Below are 19,908 nucleotides of genomic sequence, written 5' to 3'. Positions count from 1 at the left end.
CCCGTCTACACTTAGATAATATCGGCTATAAATTTCATTCTCGTACAGCCTTTAATCAGATGTCATCCATGGAACTACTATGAGTACTATGCCCATTGCTTCAACCAAATACTGTTTCCAATGCGCAAGCCCTATGGATGTAGAGTGCCCTGATGGGGATACACATGAACGGTATGTGTGTAAGCGTTGTGGTTATATTGCTTATCAGAACCCTAAGATACTGGTGGCCTGTATAGCAACCTGGCAGGACAAGCTCTTGCTGATAAAAAGAGGAATAGAGCCAGCTAAAGGGCTCTGGTCTGTTCCTGCAGGCTTTATGGAGTGTGGAGAAACCCCTGAAGAAGCTGCGGCAAGAGAACTTTATGAGGAAACTGGGGCGAGAATAGACGTGCAGTCTTTAAAGCTGTACATAGTGGGTTCTCTACCGGCTATTAACGAAGTGTATTTGGTCTATCGGGGGGAGTTAACTTCGCCTGAATGCCACACAACACAAGAAGCGATGGAGGTTAAGTTCTTCGACCTTGATGACCCTATTCCTATCGAAAAAGCGGCTTTTCCCCAGGTTGCAGACGCAATGGATAACTTCCCCTTTGAGCATCGTAGCAAAAATTATTCAGTATACTCATCTCACTATGATGATGGAAAGCACACGGTTAAAAAGATAGTTTAGCCCGTACCTTCCCCAAAAGGCACCAGAGGGGGGGGTGTTGTTCCTGGGGAGATGCTTGGCTGAAAATCGAATAAAAGTGAGGAGGGGTAGAAACCCCTTCTCCCAAGCGGTTGGTGCGGAGAGAGAGCTGGTGCCAGTTGCACCAATTCGACGTTTAGGCATGAGCAATGGGAATCATCTTAAAAGAATATCGATAACTCCCATGACCTTCTTGCTTAGAAAAGCATATATACAGCAACGGATAAAACAGCAACCATTACAGAAAATGCAGTAATGTTTTGATTTATATATAAGGTTTTACCACCAATGTTAAATGCTATGGGGAGGTAGCCATTCTCATCGTAAGTTTTGCCTCCGTAAAGGCTTTTAAACATTAATGCCATGAAGAATCCGCCATAGATTGATGCGCAGATGATTGCGGTGATATACAGGGGTAAGACAGACTCAGACTCATAAAACCAGAGTAGATAGAGGGCAAATATACCTAGCCAGCCGTAAGAAATACACTGCCAAACTACGTGGTAACGGGCGTGCCCTGTCCACAGCGGGTTGGTAGCATGAGTTTTATTAAAATCAGCAAGCATTGGTATAATAGTGCAGCCAAATAGGGCAATACTTAAAAGTACTCGCACAGTGAAAAAAGTGTCATTTATATTATCCATCTAATGGCCTCTTATTAACAGTCAGCTGTAGCTAAGATCGATATCTGTAGCTATTCGCTTTGAGAGATAGTTTTACCCTTATTGCATACCCCTATTAAACCATCAATCCGCTAAAGGGAGCATGTCCCTATTCTACACCTCTTGAATGGTCGGTCAAGTAAGTTTATTATTGATCGGAGAGTGCGTTGATCTCTATAAACATACCTTTTCAAGTTAATGTTTTGGCTTGAAGATGACGAGGAGCATAATGTAATGGCTAGTAATTACGAAGAAATTCTCAAGTTGAATGCTAAGTTCTCTTGGCTGATTGATCACCGTAATGGTGTTGGCGTTCCTGAACTGTTTACCGAGGACGGTTACTACGGATTTGAAGATAGAGGCGCTAAGGGACGTGAAGAAATAAAAGCGTTTTATGATATGCGCACTGCCAGAGGGCATCGTTTATCACGTCACATTTTTTCTCCCGTTGCTATTCACGAAGAGAGTGAAAGCAGAATAGTTGGAACATGCCATTTGACATTATTTGCAGCTGACGGAGAGGGGCCGCATCCTGCTAATCCTCTTATCATCATGGATTACAATGATGAGTATGTAAAAGTTGATGGTGTTTGGAAGTATAAGTCGAGAATTATCAATCAAGTTTTTGGTGAAGTTCCTAACTGGGAAGAAAACCAGTAAATTTATTACTTTTCTTGGTAGAATGAACATTGGTTACCTCATGCGTTTCTTACCCCGCTAAAGGTAACCTCTGTCGATTCACCACACTAACTTCTGGCTTCCACTATTCCGAAACCAACCCCCACCTCCCTGGTTAGTTGGTAAAAAGATTCACGAGGAACGCAATCGGATACGCTGCAGATTGCCGATCTCGCGGCGACCCAACTAAGAGTTTCGACTGCACCAATGCCAGCTTCCGCCATGACCTCTTTAGGATCCCAGCTGTCAAATGCCGACATGTCACCGCTGCAATAGGTTTCAAGAAATTTTTTATCCCAATGGTCAACGAGGCCCAAGTCACTTTCTGTAATGCTTTCGTCCAATAGCATTGGAAGTCCATGTTCATGCGCTTCAATTTCGTAGTCGATCCATTTCTGCTGTGGTACTTCCGATTGAGACTTTCCGTGCAGGATGTAGGGTTTCCACTCATCGCTTACGACATCAATAGGTGGGTAGAGGTACGCTGGATCATGAGTAAGCCCACCGGAACCTAAAAACAGAACTCTTTGGTAAGCGTCCAAATCACTTGTGAATTTCCCTATGGCTTCGCCAAGAGCCCTCGCTCGCTTGTAGGGTACAAAGGGAGGTTGTATGCAGGAAACGAATACAGGCAAGATTGGGTATCGGGTGAGAGATCCCAGAGTCGTCATCGCAACTTGAGAAAACCCGTGATCAACTTCCATAGCGTATGAAACTGCAACATCTACGCCTGAATCTCTAACGGCTTCCACCGCAGAAACTGCAACATCACGGGGAACATTCAGCGGGCCAGGTGTGCCTCCAACATCTGCAAGCGACGTGGCTTCTACGCCAATAGTAAAGCTTGGCATGCACGCCATCTGGTGCCCACCGTAGTGGTCTACGCCAAATAGGACGACCAGTTGAGGATCAAAATCTTCGATTCGCTTGCGTGTTGACTCAAGCGCCAGCTTGACGTTCTTTGTTCGCTCCCTGTCTGCTGGAGTCATGTCCAACATGGGGGAATGAGAGGCGCTAACCATCATGTACTGCATCTAAGTTCTCCTGCTCCGTTCGGAGCTGTCTGTGTTTTCTTTACTGTATCAACTCCTTTGATGGTCGATCAATTAACACACTTGATCTTGATCAACTGGTTGATCCTTGATTGGTCGACCAAATAGATTATTTGATCTCGATCAAACAAGCTGTATTCAATTACGGATGCACTTGTTGCCAATTTCGCTAAATCACGATGTGGTTGATGATTTTTGTGTTAGTGGTTACTTGCTTGAAAGCCCTTGCTGTTCGGTCAGTTTGTCCAAAGCATACGGAAAGTTCGTTGTCGCCTGAGTAGCGATTTTCAAAGTAAACCCCTCCTGAATCAGATCAAGTCGGCACCAATCTCCTTGTTGATTGGTTGACCAAGTTAGAATAATGTTTGGGTCGTACGCAGCTAACTAAGGCCGTCAAAAACAAAGTAAGTGCAATCGGAGATCCAAAATGCCTGACAAGACCTGTTCTTTTGACCTAGAAAACCAAACTGCTGGCGAATTGCTCAAGCGAAATATTCAAGAGGTTTTACCCACGTTTCTTAAGAATGTTGAAAAAACCGAAAAAAACCGCTGTGTTGATCCTGAGAATATTGCTTTGCTTAAATCAACAGGATTTACGCGTGCACTGCAGCCTAAGGCGTTCAAGGGATTAGAACTTGAAGTTCCTGAATACGCTCCCATACTCATGGAAATTGCGGAAAATTGCTCCTCTACAGCCTGGATTGCAGGTCTATATGCTCAACACGCCCACGGGCTCGCCTTGATGAGTGAAGAAGTCCAACAGGACGTTTGGGGGCAGGATGAAAATGCTCTCATTTCTTCCGCCGTCGCTCCCATTCTGGAGTGTAAGGAAAAAGAGGGAGGCGTTATACTCGATGGGACATGGGGTTGGTCTAGTGGATGCGATCATGCGGACTGGGCGATGCTCGGCTTTAAGCGCAAGGTACCTGAATTAAATAATATGCTAGTACCACATATGGCAGTCGTGCCAAAGGCAGACTACGAGATCATAGACGACTGGCATACTGCAGGCTTAAAAGGCACGGGTAGTAAAACACTCAGATTGAAGGAGGTCTTTGTTCCTGAGCACCGTATCGACACTACTGTCGCTTTGAATGCAGGTCAATCCAAAGGCTTTGGCTCACATCCTGGAAATATCTTCTATGCTCACTTCTTTAATTACTTCGGGTTAGGTTTTTCAATAGCTTCTCTTGGTATGGCTAAATCTTTTATCAACCTATACAAGGAGAAGACATCAAAACGCGTACGTGCTTACACTGGCGCCAATATGTCCGACAATGCACCGGCCTATATGCGACTCGCCGAATCCGTGCTGCAGGTCCGGGCTGCAGAAACCCGGCTGAAACAAGACTGGCAAGAAATCGCAAATCACTGTAATGAACGTAAACTCCCAGATGAATCCACCAGTACGAGCTGGAGAGTGAGTCAAACTTATGTTACGAATCAAGCGGTTGAAGCAGTTAATCGCCTTTACGCCGCTAGCGGAGGTAGTGCCTGGTTTGATGACAACCTTATGCAAAAGCTGTGGCGTGATGTAAATATGGCTGCTAGCCATGCGTATTCAGATATGGATGTTGCCAAGCAGACGTTTGGCCGACATCTGATGGCTCTAGAGCCCGATATGGGATTGTTCTAATTACTTCAGACGGGTGTTAGTCTAAAATATTAGAGCTGCTTCCCTTAAGGGTAGCAGCTTTAATATCTAACATACCATGGTTATACAGTGCAATATTTTTGTCGTTACGGCTTAAGGACAACTTTGCCGATTACCTGACGATTCATTACTTTGTTTAGCGCGTTGACAGTTTCTTTCAGTGGGAAGACTTCATCGACATGTACCTTAACTCTACCTTCGGTGTACCAGGTCAACAGTTCTTGCATGTTGGCCATAAAGGTTTCAGGTTGTTTCATGCTGAAGGTTGCCCAGAACACACCGACCAGGGAATAGCCTTTAACCAGTGTCAGGTTGACAGGCAGGCTAGGAATAGTACCTGAGGCAAAACCGATGACCAGTAAGCGACCATTCCAGGCCATGGAGCGTGAACAGATGTCAAAGGTTTCTCCGCCAACCACATCGTAAACTACATCAACGCCTTTTCCTTCAGTAACTTCTTTAATGGTGGCTTTTAAATCAACTTCGGTGTAGTTGATCAAGATGTCGGCGCCGTTGGCTTTGGCAATATCCAGTTTTTCCTGGGTAGAGCAAAGTGCGATCACTTTAGCGCCCATGGCTTTACCAATTTGAACCGCAGCCAATCCGGTACCACCGGCTGCGCCGGTTACCAGCAGGGTTTCACTAGGCTGAATGTTAGCGCGCTGTTTTAAGGCGTGGTGGGCGGTGGCGTGAGCGGTGATTAATCCTGCTGCTTCTTCTGCAGGAATACTTTCCGGATAAGGTATGGCTGATTGAGCAGGAAGAAGCATTTTCTCGGCGTAGCCATTAAGTGTGTTCATGCCCATCACTCGCTGGCCTACTTTCAGGTGCGTCACGCCTTCACCGACTTCACTGATGGTGCCGGCAATTTCCATACCTGGCGTGAAGGGGAAGGGTGGCTTCATTTGATACAGACCTTGTACTAACAAACCATCCGGGTAGTTAACACCAATGGCTTCAATATCAATAATGACATGGCCGGGCTGAATTTCTGGAGTGGCAACTTCTTTGTATTGAAGTTCTTCTACCGGGGCAAATTTTTCACAAACAATCGCTTTCATCGTAATTCCTTAAACTCTCACTATTCATGTCTTATGGGTATATGGCAGAGCGCTAGCTTATCTTTATGTTTGTTTAACTTATTAGAGCTGCTTCCCTCAGGGGTAGTAGCAGCTCTAATATCTAACATACCATGGTAATTCAGGGATGATTACGTTGGATTGTTGTTGATACTTCTCCCAGTGCTGAATGAGTGTTTTCAGCCGTTCCGGTTCCTGTTTAGCTAGGTTCTTCGTTTCTGCCGGATCGGAAGGCAGGTGGTAAAGCTCCCACTCATTGTCCCCGTAGGGCTTGGGTAAACGTAATAGTTTCCAATCACCTGCTCTAACCGCATGCTTCGTAAATAGGTGCCAACCCATATTGATGTTGTTTGCGTGTACTGTGTCTGCTTTGCCCTGAAGCAGCGGCATGATGGATTTACCTTCTATTGGAAAAACGCTTCTGCCTTTGAAGGTGTTGTTGTGGTTATCTATGCCGGCAAATTCAAGCATCGTTGGCAGGATATCCTTAACGGATGTAAAACCCTTATACCATTCAGGCCCCTCTTGCGTAGGGGGGCGAATAAAGGCTGGCGCTATAATGCCTCCTTGGGTTGGGTACCCCTTGTATATTCGATGAGGCCCTACACTTGCTTGAGCCCACTCAGGGCCCAGGCCTATAAATGAATCTGCATTCCCGATGTTTTCGTGGCTGTTGTCGCAACAAGGGATGCCCAAAACGGTAGCTAGCTCAATTAGAGATTCAGTCTCTTGGGCTTGGTGGCCTTCAGCGCCATTATCGGATAGAAATACTATAAGGGTGTTATCGAACTCTCCAATGTCTTTTAAATACTGAATTAATACTCCTGTTGCAGAGTCCAGGTCATCGATCATGGTTGCATAAATTGCCATTCTTTTGGCTTCATATGCCTTTTCTTGATGACTCAGTGTGGACCAGCGGCGGAATATATCCTGGTTATATGGAACAGGAGTGACGCTATTCTCAAGGATGTCTAGTTCGACAAGCTTCTTTTGCCGTTGTTGGGCAAGTCTTTCAAATCCGTCCAGGTATTTGTCCTGATACTTTCTTATGGTTTCAGCTTTGGCCTGAAGTGGCCAGTGGGGGGCTGTAAATGCAAGGTAGGCCAGGAAAGGTTTTCCAGTAGATCTATCCTCATTGATATAGTTAATCATCTGGTGGACATAAAAATCACTGGAATAGAATCCATCTGGCAGATTAACAGGAACCCCGTCTTCCCTGAAGCTGGCCTGGCGCCTAAGCGGTATTGCCGGTAATTCATTAAAGTGACCTGCTCCTCCGTCTAGCTGTACGAATGAGCGCTGGAACCCGTGCACTACGGGAGTGCTGTTAGCTTCATATCCTAGATGCCACTTTCCCGTGATGTATGTGTGGTAGCCGTTTTCGATAAATATCTCGGCCATGGAAGCTGCACGAAAGTTCAAATGGGCTTCGTAGCCTGCAATGCCCCTCTGATTCTTTCCGATAGTTTCAGGGTTGAACGCCCCTAATCCAACAATGTGATTATCAACACCTGTCAGTAGCATTGCTCGAGTTGGGGAGCATGCTGCAGCAACATGAAACTGTGAGAATTTTGTCCCCTCCTGGGCGATACGATCAAGATTGGGAGTACTGATTTCACTTCCGTAGCTTCCCAGGTCGGTATAGCCAAGGTCGTCTGCGACAATCAACAGAATATTTGGAGAGCTGGAAAGGGGGTTACTGGCTGAATTTGGGTAAGGTGTCGCTGGGGGTTGTCCATTCTCTGTTCTTTGCCCGCACCCTACTGTTACTAGGGTTAAGGCAACGATTATTGCTTGTACCTTCTTCATAGTTGCTAATCTAGTTTACTACGGCAAAAGTCCCTGATCCCTGATCCCTGAGTGCGTAGCTTCATTGCTAATATGCGGTTTGACGATAGTTATTGTATAATTACTTGGTTACTCAATCAAGCTCTGGTATTGTTGGATCCCTACGACCGATTTCAGGCGCTGGCTGACCTCTGACGTCAGCGCCTTTTTTTTCGCCAATACAGAAACACGAAGGCTGCTTCGATAGCGCGAGTGGTACTGGATGGCTTCGTATAGAGCGACCGGCATTTTTTGCTGGCAAGACTATCAGGCAAAGAAGACAAGGGTTATATCTTATGAAACTCAAAGACCAGATCGATCACAGCTACCGCGAGGCAGCGGCAGGCATGGACATCCCCTGGATGTTGCAACAGTGGGTAGAAAAGACGCCGGATAAAACCTGTGTGGTCTGGTGCCCGTTCGAAGGCGATACACAAAGCTTCACCTATGCCGAGCTATTCGATGCAGCCCGACGACTGGCTGCGGGGCTACAGAGCAGGGGAGTAAAAGAGGGAGAATTCGTCCTCTTGCACATGGACAACTCACCCGAGTTCATCCTGTTTTGGTATGCCTGCGCGATCCTGGGTGCGGTAGCCGTATCCACCAACACGCGCTCTGTCGCCCGGGATATGAGCTACTTCGCTGAGGTCACCGAGGCTGTCTGCGCGTTGACCCAGCCAAAATATGCGCGAATGATTCGTGAGTCCTGCCCGCAGATTCGCTTCCTTGGTCTTGCTGACAACGACGCTGGCGTCCGCTGTGAGGACAGTGTTGACTTGCAGTCCGAGCTCGATGCGGTGGCGTTTGCCGATCTGTTTGCAGAAGAACCCATCTCACTGCGCCCGGTGGATGCCAGTCTCAATCTCGGCGTGCAGTTCACTTCCGGCACCACATCCAGACCGAAGGCCGTGTTGTGGACACACGCCAATGGCATCTGGGGCGGTAAGACCGGCGCCCAGCACTATCGGCTGAGGAGTGACGACATTGCCATGGCGTTCTTGCCGCTGTTTCACACCAATGCCCAGTCTTACTCCATGCTGTCTACCCATTGGTCGGGGGGAACGATAGTCGTACAGCCCAAGTTTTCGGCATCGCGTTTCTGGCAGGTTGCCACCAATCACCAGGTAACCTGGGCTTCCATGATCCCCTTCGCCATCAAGGCGATCATGGATCAACCGGTGCCCGAACACAAAATGCGTTTCTGGAATCTGGGTGCACGGATAGGTCAGATAGAAGAAGTATTCGGTGTAAAGACACTGGGTTTGTGGGGCATGACTGAAACGGTCACCCACGGCATTACGGTGGATATGGATCACCTCGGCCCCGAAATGACCATAGGTCGCGCGGCGCCGGACTACGATATTCAGCTGCGCCGCGCCGATGGATCTCTCTGTGAGCTGGGTGAGACCGGGCATCTCTTCATCCGCGGTGTCAGGGGCGTCAGCCTGTTCAAGGAGTACTACCGCAATCCAGACGCCAACGAGTCCGCTTTCGACGAGCACGGCTGGTTTGATACAGGCGACCTGGTCCGGTCTGACAAAGACGGCTGGCTGTACTTTTCTGATCGCGACAAGGACATGCTGAAAGTCGGCGTAGAGAATGTTGCGGCCTCGGAAATCGAGAGTGTGATTATGCTGTCGGGAGTTGTCGATGAATGTGCCGTGGTGGGACAGGAACACTATATGCTGGACGAAGTTCCGGTGGTTTTCATTATTCCCGGTCCTGGCGCTGCAGGACTGACCCACGCACAACTCGAGGAGACGCTGATAGCGCACTGTCGCGAAAACCTGCCGGACTTCAAGGTTGTACGGAGTGTGCACGTGGTCGATGAGCTACCGCGCTCCACGCTGGAAAAGATTGCCAAGAACGTCTTGCGTGATCGATTGCCGCCAATCACCAGTGATAGCCAGTGAACCCCGACATGTAGCTGGCGCCCTTGGTATATGGCGTCTCGCGGATCAAGCAAGCAACTATTGTATAGGTGCTTGCTTGATCAATCAGGTTGTTGTGGTGAGTCATAGCCAAACAGCGGCACATCTCTGACCCGCCGACGAACATAACGGTTCACGGTGCCGGCCTCCGGGTAATATCTTTATAAATCAATGGGTTATGATGTTTCTGTTGCTTGTTGATTTAACACGCCTGATGTCACGATAAATAGGCTTTGAGCTATCTTGAAAGTCGGTTTCCCGAGAAGGGGGAAGGTTTGATATACTGGGTTAATATTGATGCTTGCAGTTAAACAGTTACCTGAAGTTAGTAACGTTATTAGCAAGCTTTAACTGATGAAAATTTAAACAGTATTTAGGCCATAGATAGCGTGGTCGCTAACAGAGGAAGATATGGGTAGCGCGGCAAAATCAGATACTAAATCCAAGAAAAATGACAGGGTTACTCGAGATAAGATCCTCTCTGCAGCAGAAGAGCTGTTTGCCCAGAATGGGTATGCCGCAACCTCTATCTCTAAAATTGCAAAGAAAGCTGGCGTATTGTCCGGATCTATTTATTGGATATTTGATTCTAAAGATGCAATCTTTTCAGCTGTACTGATTAATAGTAGCGAGCAGTGGAAACAGATAGGAGAAGATCGTGACAGTTTATATGGTACGGAGCCTCATGATCTTGATGAGGTGGAAGAGAGGATGGCTAAGTCTCTATATGTATTGAAGGAAAGCCCGACCTTTGTAAAGCTGATACATGTGGCTGTGGTAGAGGATAAGACTGAGAATGCGGAAGTTCGTGATGCTTTGAGGTCTTTACGATCCGGTTGGACCCAGGAAATAGAAAAAGACTTGGTAGCTATGTTTACGCAATTGCCGGAAAAGCATGTTCGAGCGATTGCAAGAAGGTACGCTCGGCTCTTAATGGCCATTGCTGATGGAATATTTATAAGATCCGCTGTTGAGGCGACAAAATCTGGTCTCAAGGAGATGTGCGCTACAGCTGCAAAGAGCGTTGTTGCGGGTATTAAAGTTGAAATTGAAGCGCTAGAAAATAGCTAATCCTGCCTGCTGCCTTAGGGCTCCTCTAACTATAGGAGCCCCTAAGTCTTAATTCTTGTCCCTCTCTATCATCTTATGACCTAACAGGTCATACCTTATTGACCCTTCTCTTAATACACTGGAGCACAGTTAATGTGTGAAATGGTAATGAGAGGAAGATGATGAGTTTTAATCCCGTTAAGTTATCCACAGATCAGGTCACTCTTGGGGTGGAGGCTGGTGTCGCCCTGATTACCCTGAATCGTCCGGAGCAGTTAAACGCACTCACTAGTCAGCTTATTTCGGGGCTGGTAGAAGCCTTGGCTTATGTCGCGGAAACCGAGGCTGTTTCAGTGGCGGTTGTTACCGGTAAGGGCAAGGCATTCAGTGTCGGAGTTGATCTTAAAGAGCTTACCACCGACGCTTCCATGATGAGTAGCGATACCCTGGGGGTTAACGGCACTATTCCCCGGGCAGTTTCCCAATGCCCCAAGCCTATTATTGGCGCTATCAATGGTTTCGCTGTTACCGGTGGGTTTGAATTGGCGCTCTACTGTGATTTTCTTTATGCCGCTGAATCGGTGAAGTTTGCCGATACCCACGCACGTGTTGGCCTGCTACCTGGCTGGGGCTTGTCGCAAAAATTACCACGTCTCATAGGTATTAATCGCGCTCGTGAACTGAGTTGGTCGGGTAATTACTTTAGCGCTCAACAGGCCTGTGAATGGGGCTTGGTCAACAAGGTATTTGCTGATGATCAATTGCTGGATGCGGCATTGGATATGGCTCGGCAGATATCTACAGCCAATCCGGATGCCTTATATCGAATCAAGGCCATGATGAATGAAGGTTGGGAAATGTCTTTGGGTGAAGGCCTGCAGATGGAAAGTGAGCGGTCTCTTGCCTATAACACGGCGTGTGATCTTTCCGTTATGGAAGAGCGCCTGGCCAATCTCCAGCGTCGTGCCAGCAAGTAGCGACGCTGCCCGTTAATTTTCAAAAAAATTGAAGTAAAGAGGTTCTATCAATGACGACTGAGCTGAATTCGTTTCGTGTAGAGGTTAGAGCATGGCTGGAGCGGAATTGTCCGGCTTCTATGCGCACACCGATGCCTGATGAAGAGACCCCCTGGGGTGGGCGTAATGCCAAGTTTGTCAATCCAGACACCAAATTGTGGCTGGACCGTATGATCGATAAGGGCTGGACGGTACCCATGTGGCCACAAGAGTATGGTGGCGCAGGGCTGGGTATTGAGCAGGCCCAAGTGCTTGAACAGGAACTGGAACGTATCAATGCGCGGATTCCTTTAATGAGTTTTGGTGTATGGATGCTGGGACCTGTTTTATTGGAACTTGGAACCGAAGAACAAAAACGGCGCTTTCTACCGGATATAGCTAAGGGAAAGATTCGCTGGTGTCAGGGATATTCGGAACCCGGCGCTGGAAGTGATCTGGCCGGTTTGAGAACCAAGGCGGAGATCAAAGAAGATCATTTTGTTGTCAATGGTAGCAAAATATGGACATCAGAAGCGGATCAGTCGGATTGGATTTTTTGTCTTGTGCGAACCGATTTTGATGCACCCAAGCATCAGGGAATTTCCTTCCTGTTATTTGATCTTGAAAGTGATGGGGTAGAGCGGCAACCCATCAAATTAATCTCCGGTACTTCGCTTTTCTGCCAGACATTTTTTGATGATGTAAAAGTGCCGGCTGAAAACCTGGTAGGAGAAGTGAATGCGGGTTGGAGTATTGCCAAGCGACTACTTCAGTACGAGCGCCAAAGCGTCGGCAAGTTCCTTAACAAATCTTTCGATATACAGCTACACGATTTGGCCCTGCAATATGCGGATAGCGAAACAGGCAAGATCGATCCGGATTTACGTTCACGCATAGCTCTACAGACCATGCAGAATGAAGCCTTAGGGCTTTTGATTGAACGTATGGAGCGAGATGTTGATGGTTCTGGTTTAGGAGCACCTACCTCCGTGATGAAGGTCGCTATGGCAGATATCAATCATAAACGCGGAGAGTTAGCGATTGAGGCCATGGGGGCGGCAGGTTTGGCTTGGGAGGGTGACGATTTTACTCAAGAGGAAATCACAGAAGTTAAGGGGTGGTTGCGAGGAAAAGCGAATTCCATTGAAGGTGGAACCTCAGAAATAAACCTGAACATTATCGCCAAGCGGATTTTAGGTTTACCGGACCCTCGATAGCATTGTGAGGCAGTAGCGGAGAAAGTTGGAGAAAGTTAATGAATCTGGATAAAGAAAGTCGTCAAATATTCCAAGACAGTGCTCGGGAATGGTTGGTGGATAATGCGTCGATTACACATTTTCGTGCCCAGCGAGATAAGCAAAGTTGTGTCAGCGGTCATGAATCCTGGCAAGAAATGGCCGCCTTAGGCTGGCCTGGTATTATGGTACCTGAAGACTTGGGAGGAAGCGGATTAGGCATAACTGAACTGGGTTTAATTATTGAACAAGCCGGTCATCATCTGTGTGCCTCACCACTCTTATCGACAGGATTGATTGCTGTTTCTGCATTAACACTCTGCCAGCAAACGGATTACAGTCAAGCGAAGCTACGGGCGATCGCGTTGGGCGAATTAAAAGTCGCCTTGGCGCTGGAAGAAAATCATCACCACAATCCTCAAGCTGTGAGTGCCGTCGCTAAGCAACATGCTGATGGTTGGTTGCTGAGTGGCGAGAAAATTCACGTCGCTGAGGCGGGTAGTGCTGACGCTTTACTTATTAGCGCGCGTACAGAAGATAGCAATCGATTGGGGTTGTTTCTTGTCAGCGCAGAAAATATTGAAATCAAACCTTTGCAGCTGATTGATAGCCGTGATCACGCCAATATAGCGTTTGACAATATCTCAGTGCCAGCCGATGCACTTCTGGAGTTAGGCGATGAAAGCTGTGCGTTACTGGATAAAGTGCTAGATCGGGCTTGCATTGGTTTGGCCGCCGAAATGTTAGGTACAGCCACAGCCGCATTTGAGATGACGCTGGAGTACTTAAAGATTCGCGAGCAATTCGGTCAAATTATTGGCAGCTACCAGGCACTTCAGCATCGTGCGGCAAAGATGTATATCGAAATTGAGCTGGCGCGCAGTGTTGTTGAAAAGGCGTTACAGGCAGTGGATGAAGATAGCCCTGAAGTGGCAGTGCTTGCTTCGCAAGCAAAAGCTCTGATGGGTGACACTTTACAGCATATTACCAATGAAACCATTCAGCTTCATGGGGGAATTGGTATGACGGATGAACATGATGCAGGGCTCTTTATTAAGCGAGCACGAGTGACGGAATACTTGTATGGATCATCTGCCTATCACCGTGATCGTTTTGCAACGTTGCGCGGGTTTTAAAGAGAGGGAATAACTATGATTGATCTAACAGGCAAAGTGGCACTGGTGACGGGAGCATCCCAAGGGATTGGTTTGGGGATTGCTCGCAGCTTTCTGGCGGCGGGTGCTTCAGTGCATATCACCGGTACGCGACCAACAGCCAGTGATTACGATGGCGACTTAGGTCAATTTACTTATCACCAAGCGGATTTATCAACTCTTGAAGGCCAGCATGGTTTATATCGGAATATCGCCGAAATAGATGTGCTGGTTAACAATGCGGGTATTGTGCAGTCCAATGAGTATGAGGGCGAGGTCTTTCGCAAGACCATTGAAATGAACTTGAATGGGGTAATGGAGTTGTGTCAGCTTTATGCTGAAACACTGATTGCGAGGGGCGGCTCTGTTATTAATATCGCTTCCTTGTCTGCCTATTTATCCCTGCGGGACACACCGGCGTATACAGCCAGTAAAGCCGGCCTTCTGGGATTAACTCGTGCCCTGGCTGATCAATGGGCACGAAAAGGCGTAAGGGTTAATGCTATTTCTCCGGGCTATATACAAACCCGAATGACCGGTTCATTTCAGGAGGATCCCCGGGTTGAGAAAAAGCTCTTGTCGAACGTGCCCATGAATCGTTGGGGGCAACCGCAAGATATCGGTGGGGTAGCCGTGTTTTTAGCGTCACCGCTGGCAGCCTATATTACGGGCGTCAGTATTCCTGTGGATGGCGGTGTGTTACTGCGATAACCCGTTAATCGTGTAGCAGCGGGTGTTGCAAATCACCCGCGGTTAAACTCGACACATCTTGGTCGTCGACAGGGTAATAGGTGTGAATGCTTAGGCGCGGTTCGGAAACATAGGCGGCCGGACCAATAGCGCCAATCGTTTGAACAACGTGATAAAAGTGTACGTCATTGCCATTGACGTTAAGCTTGATGCGGAAACTGCTCATAGGGTCGAGAGCTGCTGCGCGTTGCTTCCAATTTTTCGGGATTTGTGGCTGTGATAACAGGTTATTGAGCCGTTGCCTGTTTTCATCATCGTTATCGAGAATAACTTCTTGTTGCAACCACATAGCCATCAGTGATTGCGCATCTGAGCACTCTTCATCATCAATGCTCGTGACTATATGGGCATAGAAAAAATCAATATAGTTTTTAATGTTTTGTAACTCGGCGGGTTCTACTGTCGATTGAAACAAGCCTACCCAGGCCTTATTGACCATAACAATATTGAAAGCGCCATCGAGCAGAATGCTTGGGTAAGGATTCAGAGCCTTCAAAGATAGGGTCACTGCTTTACGTAACCACTTTAATGTCGGCGAATTAAAATCCAACTTGCTGGAAGCCGGGCGGTAACCCGCAGACAGTAACAGATAGTTACTATCCCGCTCTCGAAGCGAAAACTGTTTGGCGATTTTACCTACGATATCCTTGCTGGGATGCACATGGCCGTTCTCAAGGCGGTTGATATGCCGTGTTGATGAGCCCAGAGCTTCAGCTAGCTGTTCCTGGCTGAGTTGATAAGTGTCGCGCCAGAATCTTAGCAGTCGCGCAAAGGGAAGATCGTCTTTTGGGTTTTGATCGGAGGAGCTGGGCATACACCAAATTCGCTTAGGCTGCTGTTAAAGATAAGCGGTGATTATCGCCAGTCCTATTTACGTCTTCAAGTCCTCCTGCTCCTTACGGAGTTACTTGAGCATGTGTTAGACTATATCAAGTTATTGATTGGTTGGTCAAGCAATTGTATTTTATCTCCATCAACTGATCTATAGTTTTAACATGACTCGCTTGAGTGACAGGAATCCCCAGGGGTCGAATATGACTAGAAAGATATTTGCAGTTTCGTTGTTTGTTTCATTTGTAGCCATGTCAACATCTGGCTTGATGATGTTTGTCATAGAGAAGCCCTCATTTACCATGCAGATGCACCCTGTTCATAAGCTCTTTGGTTTGCTTATGATTGTTTCCGTTGTGGGCCACCTTAGTTATAACTATCGGGCGCTATTGCAATACATCAGGTCAAAGCCTGTAGCTACTGCGGGTACATTTTTAGTGTGTGTGCTCATTTTGCTCTACGGAGTGGCTTTGAATAACGCTATTCCGGAGACTATTGCCAAGCCTTTAGATGAGCTTGCGAGAGAGGCCGAGGAGAAGGGGTTGTAGAGCTTTAAGGAGCACTGATTCCGGAATAATAGCCCCTGAAATAACCGTATCGGAGGAAACTGTGTCTACAGAAATTGCACAGCTGTTTTTACAGCTCTCAGATGATCTGGGGGTTGACCGTGACCAGCTTATCGCCAGCGCAGATATAGATCCCATTTGGCTGGAAAAGCCAGATGCATTTATGCCGGTTGATTCGCTTTATCATCTGACAAAGCAGGTAGCCAAGTTAGCGGGCAGCGAGGATATTGGTTTGTGGGCCGGTCGAGCCAACTTTCTTAACCAGGCAAGCCTGTTAAAGTATCTCTCTGCTATTTGCAGTCATTTTCGTCAGTGGCTGCATATGATACCCAGCGCGCCATTAACCACGGCTGGCATTGGAGAAACTGTGGTGGTCAGGGATGGGGATATGCTTTGCACCGAGTGGCGCCCCACAGTGTCGATGGCGGTAAGTGGCCGGTATATCGCCGATATGATGTTAAGTGCAAGCCAGTGTCTGCTTAATTCGGTATGTTATCGCCCGGTACCCGTTCCCACGGTTTATTTTAACTATCCAGAGCCTGAAGATACGACAGTCCATCGACAGGTGTTTGGGGGGCAATTGGTGTTTGACCAGCCTTTCTGTGGTCTGTTTTATCCTGCGGAGGCACTGGTGTGGCCGATTATCAAAGTGTGGGATGAAAAGTCCCCAGTCGCTGAAAACAATCTGCTGAGTATTATTGAGAAGGGCAGTAGCGATGGTTTTATGCGACGACTGAGGCGCTCCATTGTCAGAGCACTGCCATCCGGTAAGATGACCATTGACACCATTGCTAACGAGCTGGCGATATCACGTCGGACTTTGCAACGTCGGTTATCCGAGCGCAATGAGGTGTTTGCCAATGTCGTGCAGGAATTGCGTTCGGCAATGGCCGTGCGTCTATTGACCGATAAACAAATACCAGTGACTGAAATCGCCTTCATGCTCGGCTACGCCAATATCTCTTCTTTCTCTACGGCCTTTAAGGGTTGGCATGGCTGTTCTCCTAGAGATTTTGTCTCCTAAGTCTATTCTGGCGCCAAATGAAAAGTCCGTGGCACCAATTCAGAAGCGCACTCATCGACGACTGACTATCATCTTATGCACTCAAAGATAATCAATAGAGGCTAAAGATGAATACCGATCCAGATACCTTAGCGGCGTTTCGACAAGAAGTTAGTGCCTGGCTAGAAGATAATATTCCTGAAGACCCCGGTTTCCTGTTGCCATTAACCTTTATGGAAGTGGGTACTGATGAGCAGCTGGCATTCTTAGTGGCCTGGCAGCGTAAAGTCTACGAAGCCGGTTATTTGGGTATGTCCTGGCCACAAGAGTACGGCGGCCGCGGCATGCCTAAGGTTTATCAAGATATCGTTGATGAAGAGCTGGCAAATCATAAAGCGCCGATTATTTTTAACACCATTGGTTTAGGTTGGGCAGGTCCTCTGATTTTGGAAATGGGCACCGAGGCCGAGAAACAGAAATACATTAAAGGCATTCTTACCGCCGAGGATATCTGGTGTCAGGGTTTCTCAGAGCCGGATCACGGCTCCGATCTCGGTAACGCACAAACCCGTGCTGTACGCGATGGCGATGAGTATGTGATTAACGGCAGCAAGATCTGGACGACTCACGGTCCCTACGGTAAATATATGATTCTGTTGGCCCGTACCAATCCTGAGGCCAAGAGCAAATACGCTGGCTTGTCATTCTTTCTCTCCCCCATGCAGGCGCCTGGCATTACCACCTCACCGATTCAGAAAATCACCGGTGAGTACGGTTTTGCGCAAACCTTCTTTGATGATGCCCGTATCCCGGCAGAATGCTTAATGGGTGAGGAAGGCGAGGGCTGGAAACTGGCCATGCGAACCTTGGAGTATGAGCGTAGTGTTGAGGGAGGTCAGGCGACCAGCTATTGTCTTACCTCTATCTCCAGCGACGACCTTATCGAAACCTGCCGCTCGATTCAGCGCGATGGTAAGCCGTTATTGGAAGACCCTGTTGTTCAGGATCAACTGGTGCAGTTTATCCTGGAGGAAAAAAATCTGCAGTTGAATAATACTCGCGGAAAGCTACCGGACCTTTGTACGGATTACCCCTTGTCACTGATGTTGTCTGGAAAACTGGAAGCCACTGAACTTTGCCGACGTATGCGTCAGTACGCGGTGAGTTTACAGGGCGCGAAGGGTGGTCTTTATATTCACGATAATGATGCCTTGGATGGTGCTATTTGGCAGCACGGCTACTTTAATAACTTCTCGGCCACCATTGGCGGCGGTACCAGCCAGGTTCAAACAAACATCATCGCAGAGCATGCGCTCGGCTTGCCCAAGTAGCTATAGAAAAGAGTAGTAGCGAAAAGTCAGCAGAGACAAGTCAGCAGAGACAAGAGTCAGGAGAATTAATATGGGTTTTGTAAGATACGAAGAAAATAAATCCTATAGCATGCGCTTTAGTGAAGAACAAAAGATGATTTTGGAAAGCGCCCGTAGCTTTTGTCAGGATACATCGTCTATTGAGCAGGTGAGAAAGCTATTGGAATCCGCTCAGGGTTATGAAGACAATGTTTGGCAACAGCTGGTAGAGTTGGGCTGGACCGGAATTGCCATAGCCGAGGCTTTTGGTGGTTCAGAATTGGGCATCGAAGCGGTAGTTCCCATTGTAGAAAGCATGGGCCGTAATCTTTCGGCTACACCGTTTATCAGCTGTACCTTGGCAGCCCAGCTACTGTTGCGCGCGGCGAGCCCCGAGCAACAGCAGCGCTGGTTGCCGAAAATGGTAGAGGGCCAGATAGCGACCCTTGCGTTATTGGATAACGAAGATTGGGGTGCAGACAATACCACTCACCAGCTTTCTGATGATTTGGTATTAACGGGTGAAAAGTGGTTTGTCGATGATGCCGCGACTGCGGAGCTGTTTATCATCCTCACCCAATATCAGGGCAGTGCCCGCTTTGTGCTAGTAGAGCGTAATCAGTTATCTGAGGGTGCGATAAAAGCCCATGCCTTAATTGATGAAACCAAGCGCTCAGCTAAAGTTGATTTTACCGGTGTTACTGTTTCGGCCGATGCCGTTCTTGCGGCGGATAATGTCGAGGCAATACTTGCCGATATTAAATTGATTGGCGCGTTGCTGACGGCCGCGGAAGCTGTGGGTACCACGTCTTCCTGTTTAAATCTTGTTGTTGATTATCTCAACACGCGCAAGCAATTTGGCAAGCCGATTGGTTCTTTCCAGGCATTAAAACACCCCAGTGTTGATATTCTTATTAAGCTGGAAGGCGCACGTTCTCAGGTTTATCACGCAGCAACGCTGTTTGAAGAAGGCAAAGGGGAAATTGAACGCGATCTGGAAATCGCCTGCCGCATGGCCAAGGCATCCGCCAATGATGCCTTGTTGATGGCGGGCGACCGTGCAGTGCAGTTTCACGGCGGCATGGGTTTTACCTATGAATGTGATGCGCAGTTGTATATCCGACGTGCGCAGTGGAGTCAGCAGCAGTTTGGTGATTCTGCCCACCACCGCAAACGCCTGGCGCCGTTGTTGTTAAATTAAAGCTAGAGCTGCTGGGAAATCGACTTGAGTTGGGTTTAAGTCTGTAGGGGGAGAGAAAGGTTCTGTCGCATCCCGGCCAATTACCACCGGCCTTCCAGCCCTCCGCGTAGAAAACATAACTCAATATTAGGCCGATTACTAAGGTGGTTGGAGGGAGCACCTGCGCAGGCTTTTCCTTGCCCCTTCTTGCTTCTTGATCAGTT

18 protein-coding genes are annotated in these 19,908 nt (G+C 47.8%); 13 read left to right on the top strand and 5 right to left on the bottom strand.

The features are described from left to right. Positions 1-79 precede the first annotated feature (79 nt). Positions 80-670, top strand: a complete 591-nt coding sequence (locus HBA55_RS35795; protein ID WP_338109506.1) for an NUDIX hydrolase — start codon at positions 80-82, stop codon at positions 668-670. A gap of 215 nt (positions 671-885) precedes the next feature. On the opposite strand, the gene HBA55_RS35790 is transcribed toward HBA55_RS35795, so the two are convergent. Further along, on the bottom strand, positions 886-1,332 hold the full coding sequence (locus HBA55_RS35790) for a hypothetical protein (RefSeq protein WP_167000743.1): 447 nt from the start codon (positions 1,330-1,332) through the stop codon (positions 886-888). A 252-nt stretch (positions 1,333-1,584) separates the two neighbouring features. On the opposite strand from HBA55_RS35790, the gene HBA55_RS35785 reads away from it, so the two are divergent. Then, the gene (locus tag HBA55_RS35785; RefSeq protein WP_167000741.1) at positions 1,585-2,010 is read left to right on the top strand and encodes a nuclear transport factor 2 family protein; all 426 of its coding nucleotides are present in this window, start codon (positions 1,585-1,587) and stop codon (positions 2,008-2,010) included. An 86-nt stretch (positions 2,011-2,096) separates the two neighbouring features. Here HBA55_RS35785 and HBA55_RS35780 read toward each other — a convergent pair whose 3' ends face one another. Then, positions 2,097-3,062, bottom strand: coding sequence for a DODA-type extradiol aromatic ring-opening family dioxygenase (locus HBA55_RS35780; protein WP_167000739.1), 966 nt, complete (start codon positions 3,060-3,062; stop codon positions 2,097-2,099). A gap of 445 nt (positions 3,063-3,507) precedes the next feature. On the opposite strand from HBA55_RS35780, the gene HBA55_RS35775 reads away from it, so the two are divergent. Next, positions 3,508-4,716 carry an acyl-CoA dehydrogenase family protein gene (locus tag HBA55_RS35775; RefSeq protein ID WP_167000737.1) on the top strand — a complete coding sequence of 403 codons (1,209 nt, stop codon included), beginning with the start codon at positions 3,508-3,510 and terminating at the stop codon, positions 4,714-4,716. Positions 4,717-4,820: 104 nt separating this feature from the next. On the opposite strand, the gene HBA55_RS35770 is transcribed toward HBA55_RS35775, so the two are convergent. Both HBA55_RS35770 and HBA55_RS35765 read right to left on the bottom strand, forming a co-directional pair. Beyond that, positions 4,821-5,795, bottom strand: coding sequence for an NADPH:quinone oxidoreductase family protein (locus tag HBA55_RS35770; protein ID WP_167000735.1), 975 nt, complete (start codon positions 5,793-5,795; stop codon positions 4,821-4,823). A 114-nt stretch (positions 5,796-5,909) separates the two neighbouring features. Further along, a complete protein-coding gene (locus tag HBA55_RS35765; protein ID WP_167000733.1) occupies positions 5,910-7,622 on the bottom strand; it encodes an arylsulfatase in 1,713 nt (570 codons plus the stop codon). A 314-nt stretch (positions 7,623-7,936) separates the two neighbouring features. On the opposite strand from HBA55_RS35765, the gene HBA55_RS35760 reads away from it, so the two are divergent. From HBA55_RS35760 to HBA55_RS35735, 6 genes are all read left to right on the top strand, one after another. Next, complete coding sequence (locus HBA55_RS35760; protein ID WP_167000731.1) at positions 7,937-9,553, top strand: AMP-binding protein; 1,617 nt, start codon at positions 7,937-7,939, stop codon at positions 9,551-9,553. A gap of 429 nt (positions 9,554-9,982) precedes the next feature. Continuing rightward, a complete protein-coding gene (locus tag HBA55_RS35755) occupies positions 9,983-10,642 on the top strand; it encodes a TetR/AcrR family transcriptional regulator (protein ID WP_167000729.1) in 660 nt (219 codons plus the stop codon). Positions 10,643-10,800: 158 nt separating this feature from the next. Beyond that, entirely contained in the window at positions 10,801-11,598 is a 798-nt protein-coding gene (locus HBA55_RS35750; protein WP_240946462.1) for an enoyl-CoA hydratase, read from the top strand. A gap of 50 nt (positions 11,599-11,648) precedes the next feature. Next, positions 11,649-12,833: an acyl-CoA dehydrogenase family protein gene (locus tag HBA55_RS35745; RefSeq protein ID WP_167000727.1), complete on the top strand. Its 1,185-nt coding sequence runs from the start codon at positions 11,649-11,651 to the stop codon at positions 12,831-12,833. A 38-nt stretch (positions 12,834-12,871) separates the two neighbouring features. Then, on the top strand, positions 12,872-13,987 hold the full coding sequence (locus tag HBA55_RS35740; protein ID WP_167000725.1) for an acyl-CoA dehydrogenase family protein: 1,116 nt from the start codon (positions 12,872-12,874) through the stop codon (positions 13,985-13,987). A gap of 15 nt (positions 13,988-14,002) precedes the next feature. After that, positions 14,003-14,716, top strand: a complete 714-nt coding sequence (locus HBA55_RS35735; RefSeq protein ID WP_167000723.1) for an SDR family NAD(P)-dependent oxidoreductase — start codon at positions 14,003-14,005, stop codon at positions 14,714-14,716. A gap of 4 nt (positions 14,717-14,720) precedes the next feature. Here the strand turns inward: HBA55_RS35735 and HBA55_RS35730 are convergent, their stop codons facing one another. Then, on the bottom strand, positions 14,721-15,569 hold the full coding sequence (locus tag HBA55_RS35730) for a helix-turn-helix domain-containing protein (RefSeq protein ID WP_167000721.1): 849 nt from the start codon (positions 15,567-15,569) through the stop codon (positions 14,721-14,723). Between the two features lie 220 nt (positions 15,570-15,789). Between HBA55_RS35730 and HBA55_RS35725 the strand changes: the two genes are divergently transcribed. The 4 genes from HBA55_RS35725 (at position 15,790) to HBA55_RS35710 (ending at position 19,705) form a co-directional block, all read left to right on the top strand. Continuing rightward, complete coding sequence (locus HBA55_RS35725; protein ID WP_167000719.1) at positions 15,790-16,134, top strand: DUF4405 domain-containing protein; 345 nt, start codon at positions 15,790-15,792, stop codon at positions 16,132-16,134. Positions 16,135-16,195: 61 nt separating this feature from the next. Beyond that, on the top strand, positions 16,196-17,176 hold the full coding sequence (locus HBA55_RS35720) for an AraC family transcriptional regulator ligand-binding domain-containing protein (protein WP_167000717.1): 981 nt from the start codon (positions 16,196-16,198) through the stop codon (positions 17,174-17,176). 107 nt (positions 17,177-17,283) lie between these two features. Continuing rightward, positions 17,284-18,486, top strand: a complete 1,203-nt coding sequence (locus HBA55_RS35715; RefSeq protein ID WP_167000715.1) for an acyl-CoA dehydrogenase family protein — start codon at positions 17,284-17,286, stop codon at positions 18,484-18,486. A gap of 70 nt (positions 18,487-18,556) precedes the next feature. Then, a complete protein-coding gene (locus HBA55_RS35710) occupies positions 18,557-19,705 on the top strand; it encodes an acyl-CoA dehydrogenase family protein (protein WP_240946460.1) in 1,149 nt (382 codons plus the stop codon). Positions 19,706-19,908: the final 203 nt, after the last annotated feature.

Source organism: Pseudomaricurvus alkylphenolicus (assembly GCF_011683955.1).
Classification (GTDB): Bacteria; Pseudomonadota; Gammaproteobacteria; order Pseudomonadales; family Cellvibrionaceae; genus Pseudomaricurvus; species Pseudomaricurvus alkylphenolicus.
This window is presented reverse-complemented; position numbering and strand designations above follow the sequence as displayed.

Coding starts and splice junctions, on each gene's coding strand:
- HBA55_RS35795 (WP_338109506.1), top strand. CDS start 80: ATGAGTACTATGCCCATTGCTTCAACCAAATACTGTTTCCAATGCGCA.
- HBA55_RS35790 (WP_167000743.1), bottom strand. CDS start 1,332: ATGGATAATATAAATGACACTTTTTTCACTGTGCGAGTACTTTTAAGT.
- HBA55_RS35785 (WP_167000741.1), top strand. CDS start 1,585: ATGGCTAGTAATTACGAAGAAATTCTCAAGTTGAATGCTAAGTTCTCT.
- HBA55_RS35780 (WP_167000739.1), bottom strand. CDS start 3,062: ATGCAGTACATGATGGTTAGCGCCTCTCATTCCCCCATGTTGGACATG.
- HBA55_RS35775 (WP_167000737.1), top strand. CDS start 3,508: ATGCCTGACAAGACCTGTTCTTTTGACCTAGAAAACCAAACTGCTGGC.
- HBA55_RS35770 (WP_167000735.1), bottom strand. CDS start 5,795: ATGAAAGCGATTGTTTGTGAAAAATTTGCCCCGGTAGAAGAACTTCAA.
- HBA55_RS35765 (WP_167000733.1), bottom strand. CDS start 7,622: ATGAAGAAGGTACAAGCAATAATCGTTGCCTTAACCCTAGTAACAGTA.
- HBA55_RS35760 (WP_167000731.1), top strand. CDS start 7,937: ATGAAACTCAAAGACCAGATCGATCACAGCTACCGCGAGGCAGCGGCA.
- HBA55_RS35755 (WP_167000729.1), top strand. CDS start 9,983: ATGGGTAGCGCGGCAAAATCAGATACTAAATCCAAGAAAAATGACAGG.
- HBA55_RS35750 (WP_240946462.1), top strand. CDS start 10,801: ATGATGAGTTTTAATCCCGTTAAGTTATCCACAGATCAGGTCACTCTT.
- HBA55_RS35745 (WP_167000727.1), top strand. CDS start 11,649: ATGACGACTGAGCTGAATTCGTTTCGTGTAGAGGTTAGAGCATGGCTG.
- HBA55_RS35740 (WP_167000725.1), top strand. CDS start 12,872: ATGAATCTGGATAAAGAAAGTCGTCAAATATTCCAAGACAGTGCTCGG.
- HBA55_RS35735 (WP_167000723.1), top strand. CDS start 14,003: ATGATTGATCTAACAGGCAAAGTGGCACTGGTGACGGGAGCATCCCAA.
- HBA55_RS35730 (WP_167000721.1), bottom strand. CDS start 15,569: ATGCCCAGCTCCTCCGATCAAAACCCAAAAGACGATCTTCCCTTTGCG.
- HBA55_RS35725 (WP_167000719.1), top strand. CDS start 15,790: ATGACTAGAAAGATATTTGCAGTTTCGTTGTTTGTTTCATTTGTAGCC.
- HBA55_RS35715 (WP_167000715.1), top strand. CDS start 17,284: ATGAATACCGATCCAGATACCTTAGCGGCGTTTCGACAAGAAGTTAGT.
- HBA55_RS35710 (WP_240946460.1), top strand. CDS start 18,557: ATGGGTTTTGTAAGATACGAAGAAAATAAATCCTATAGCATGCGCTTT.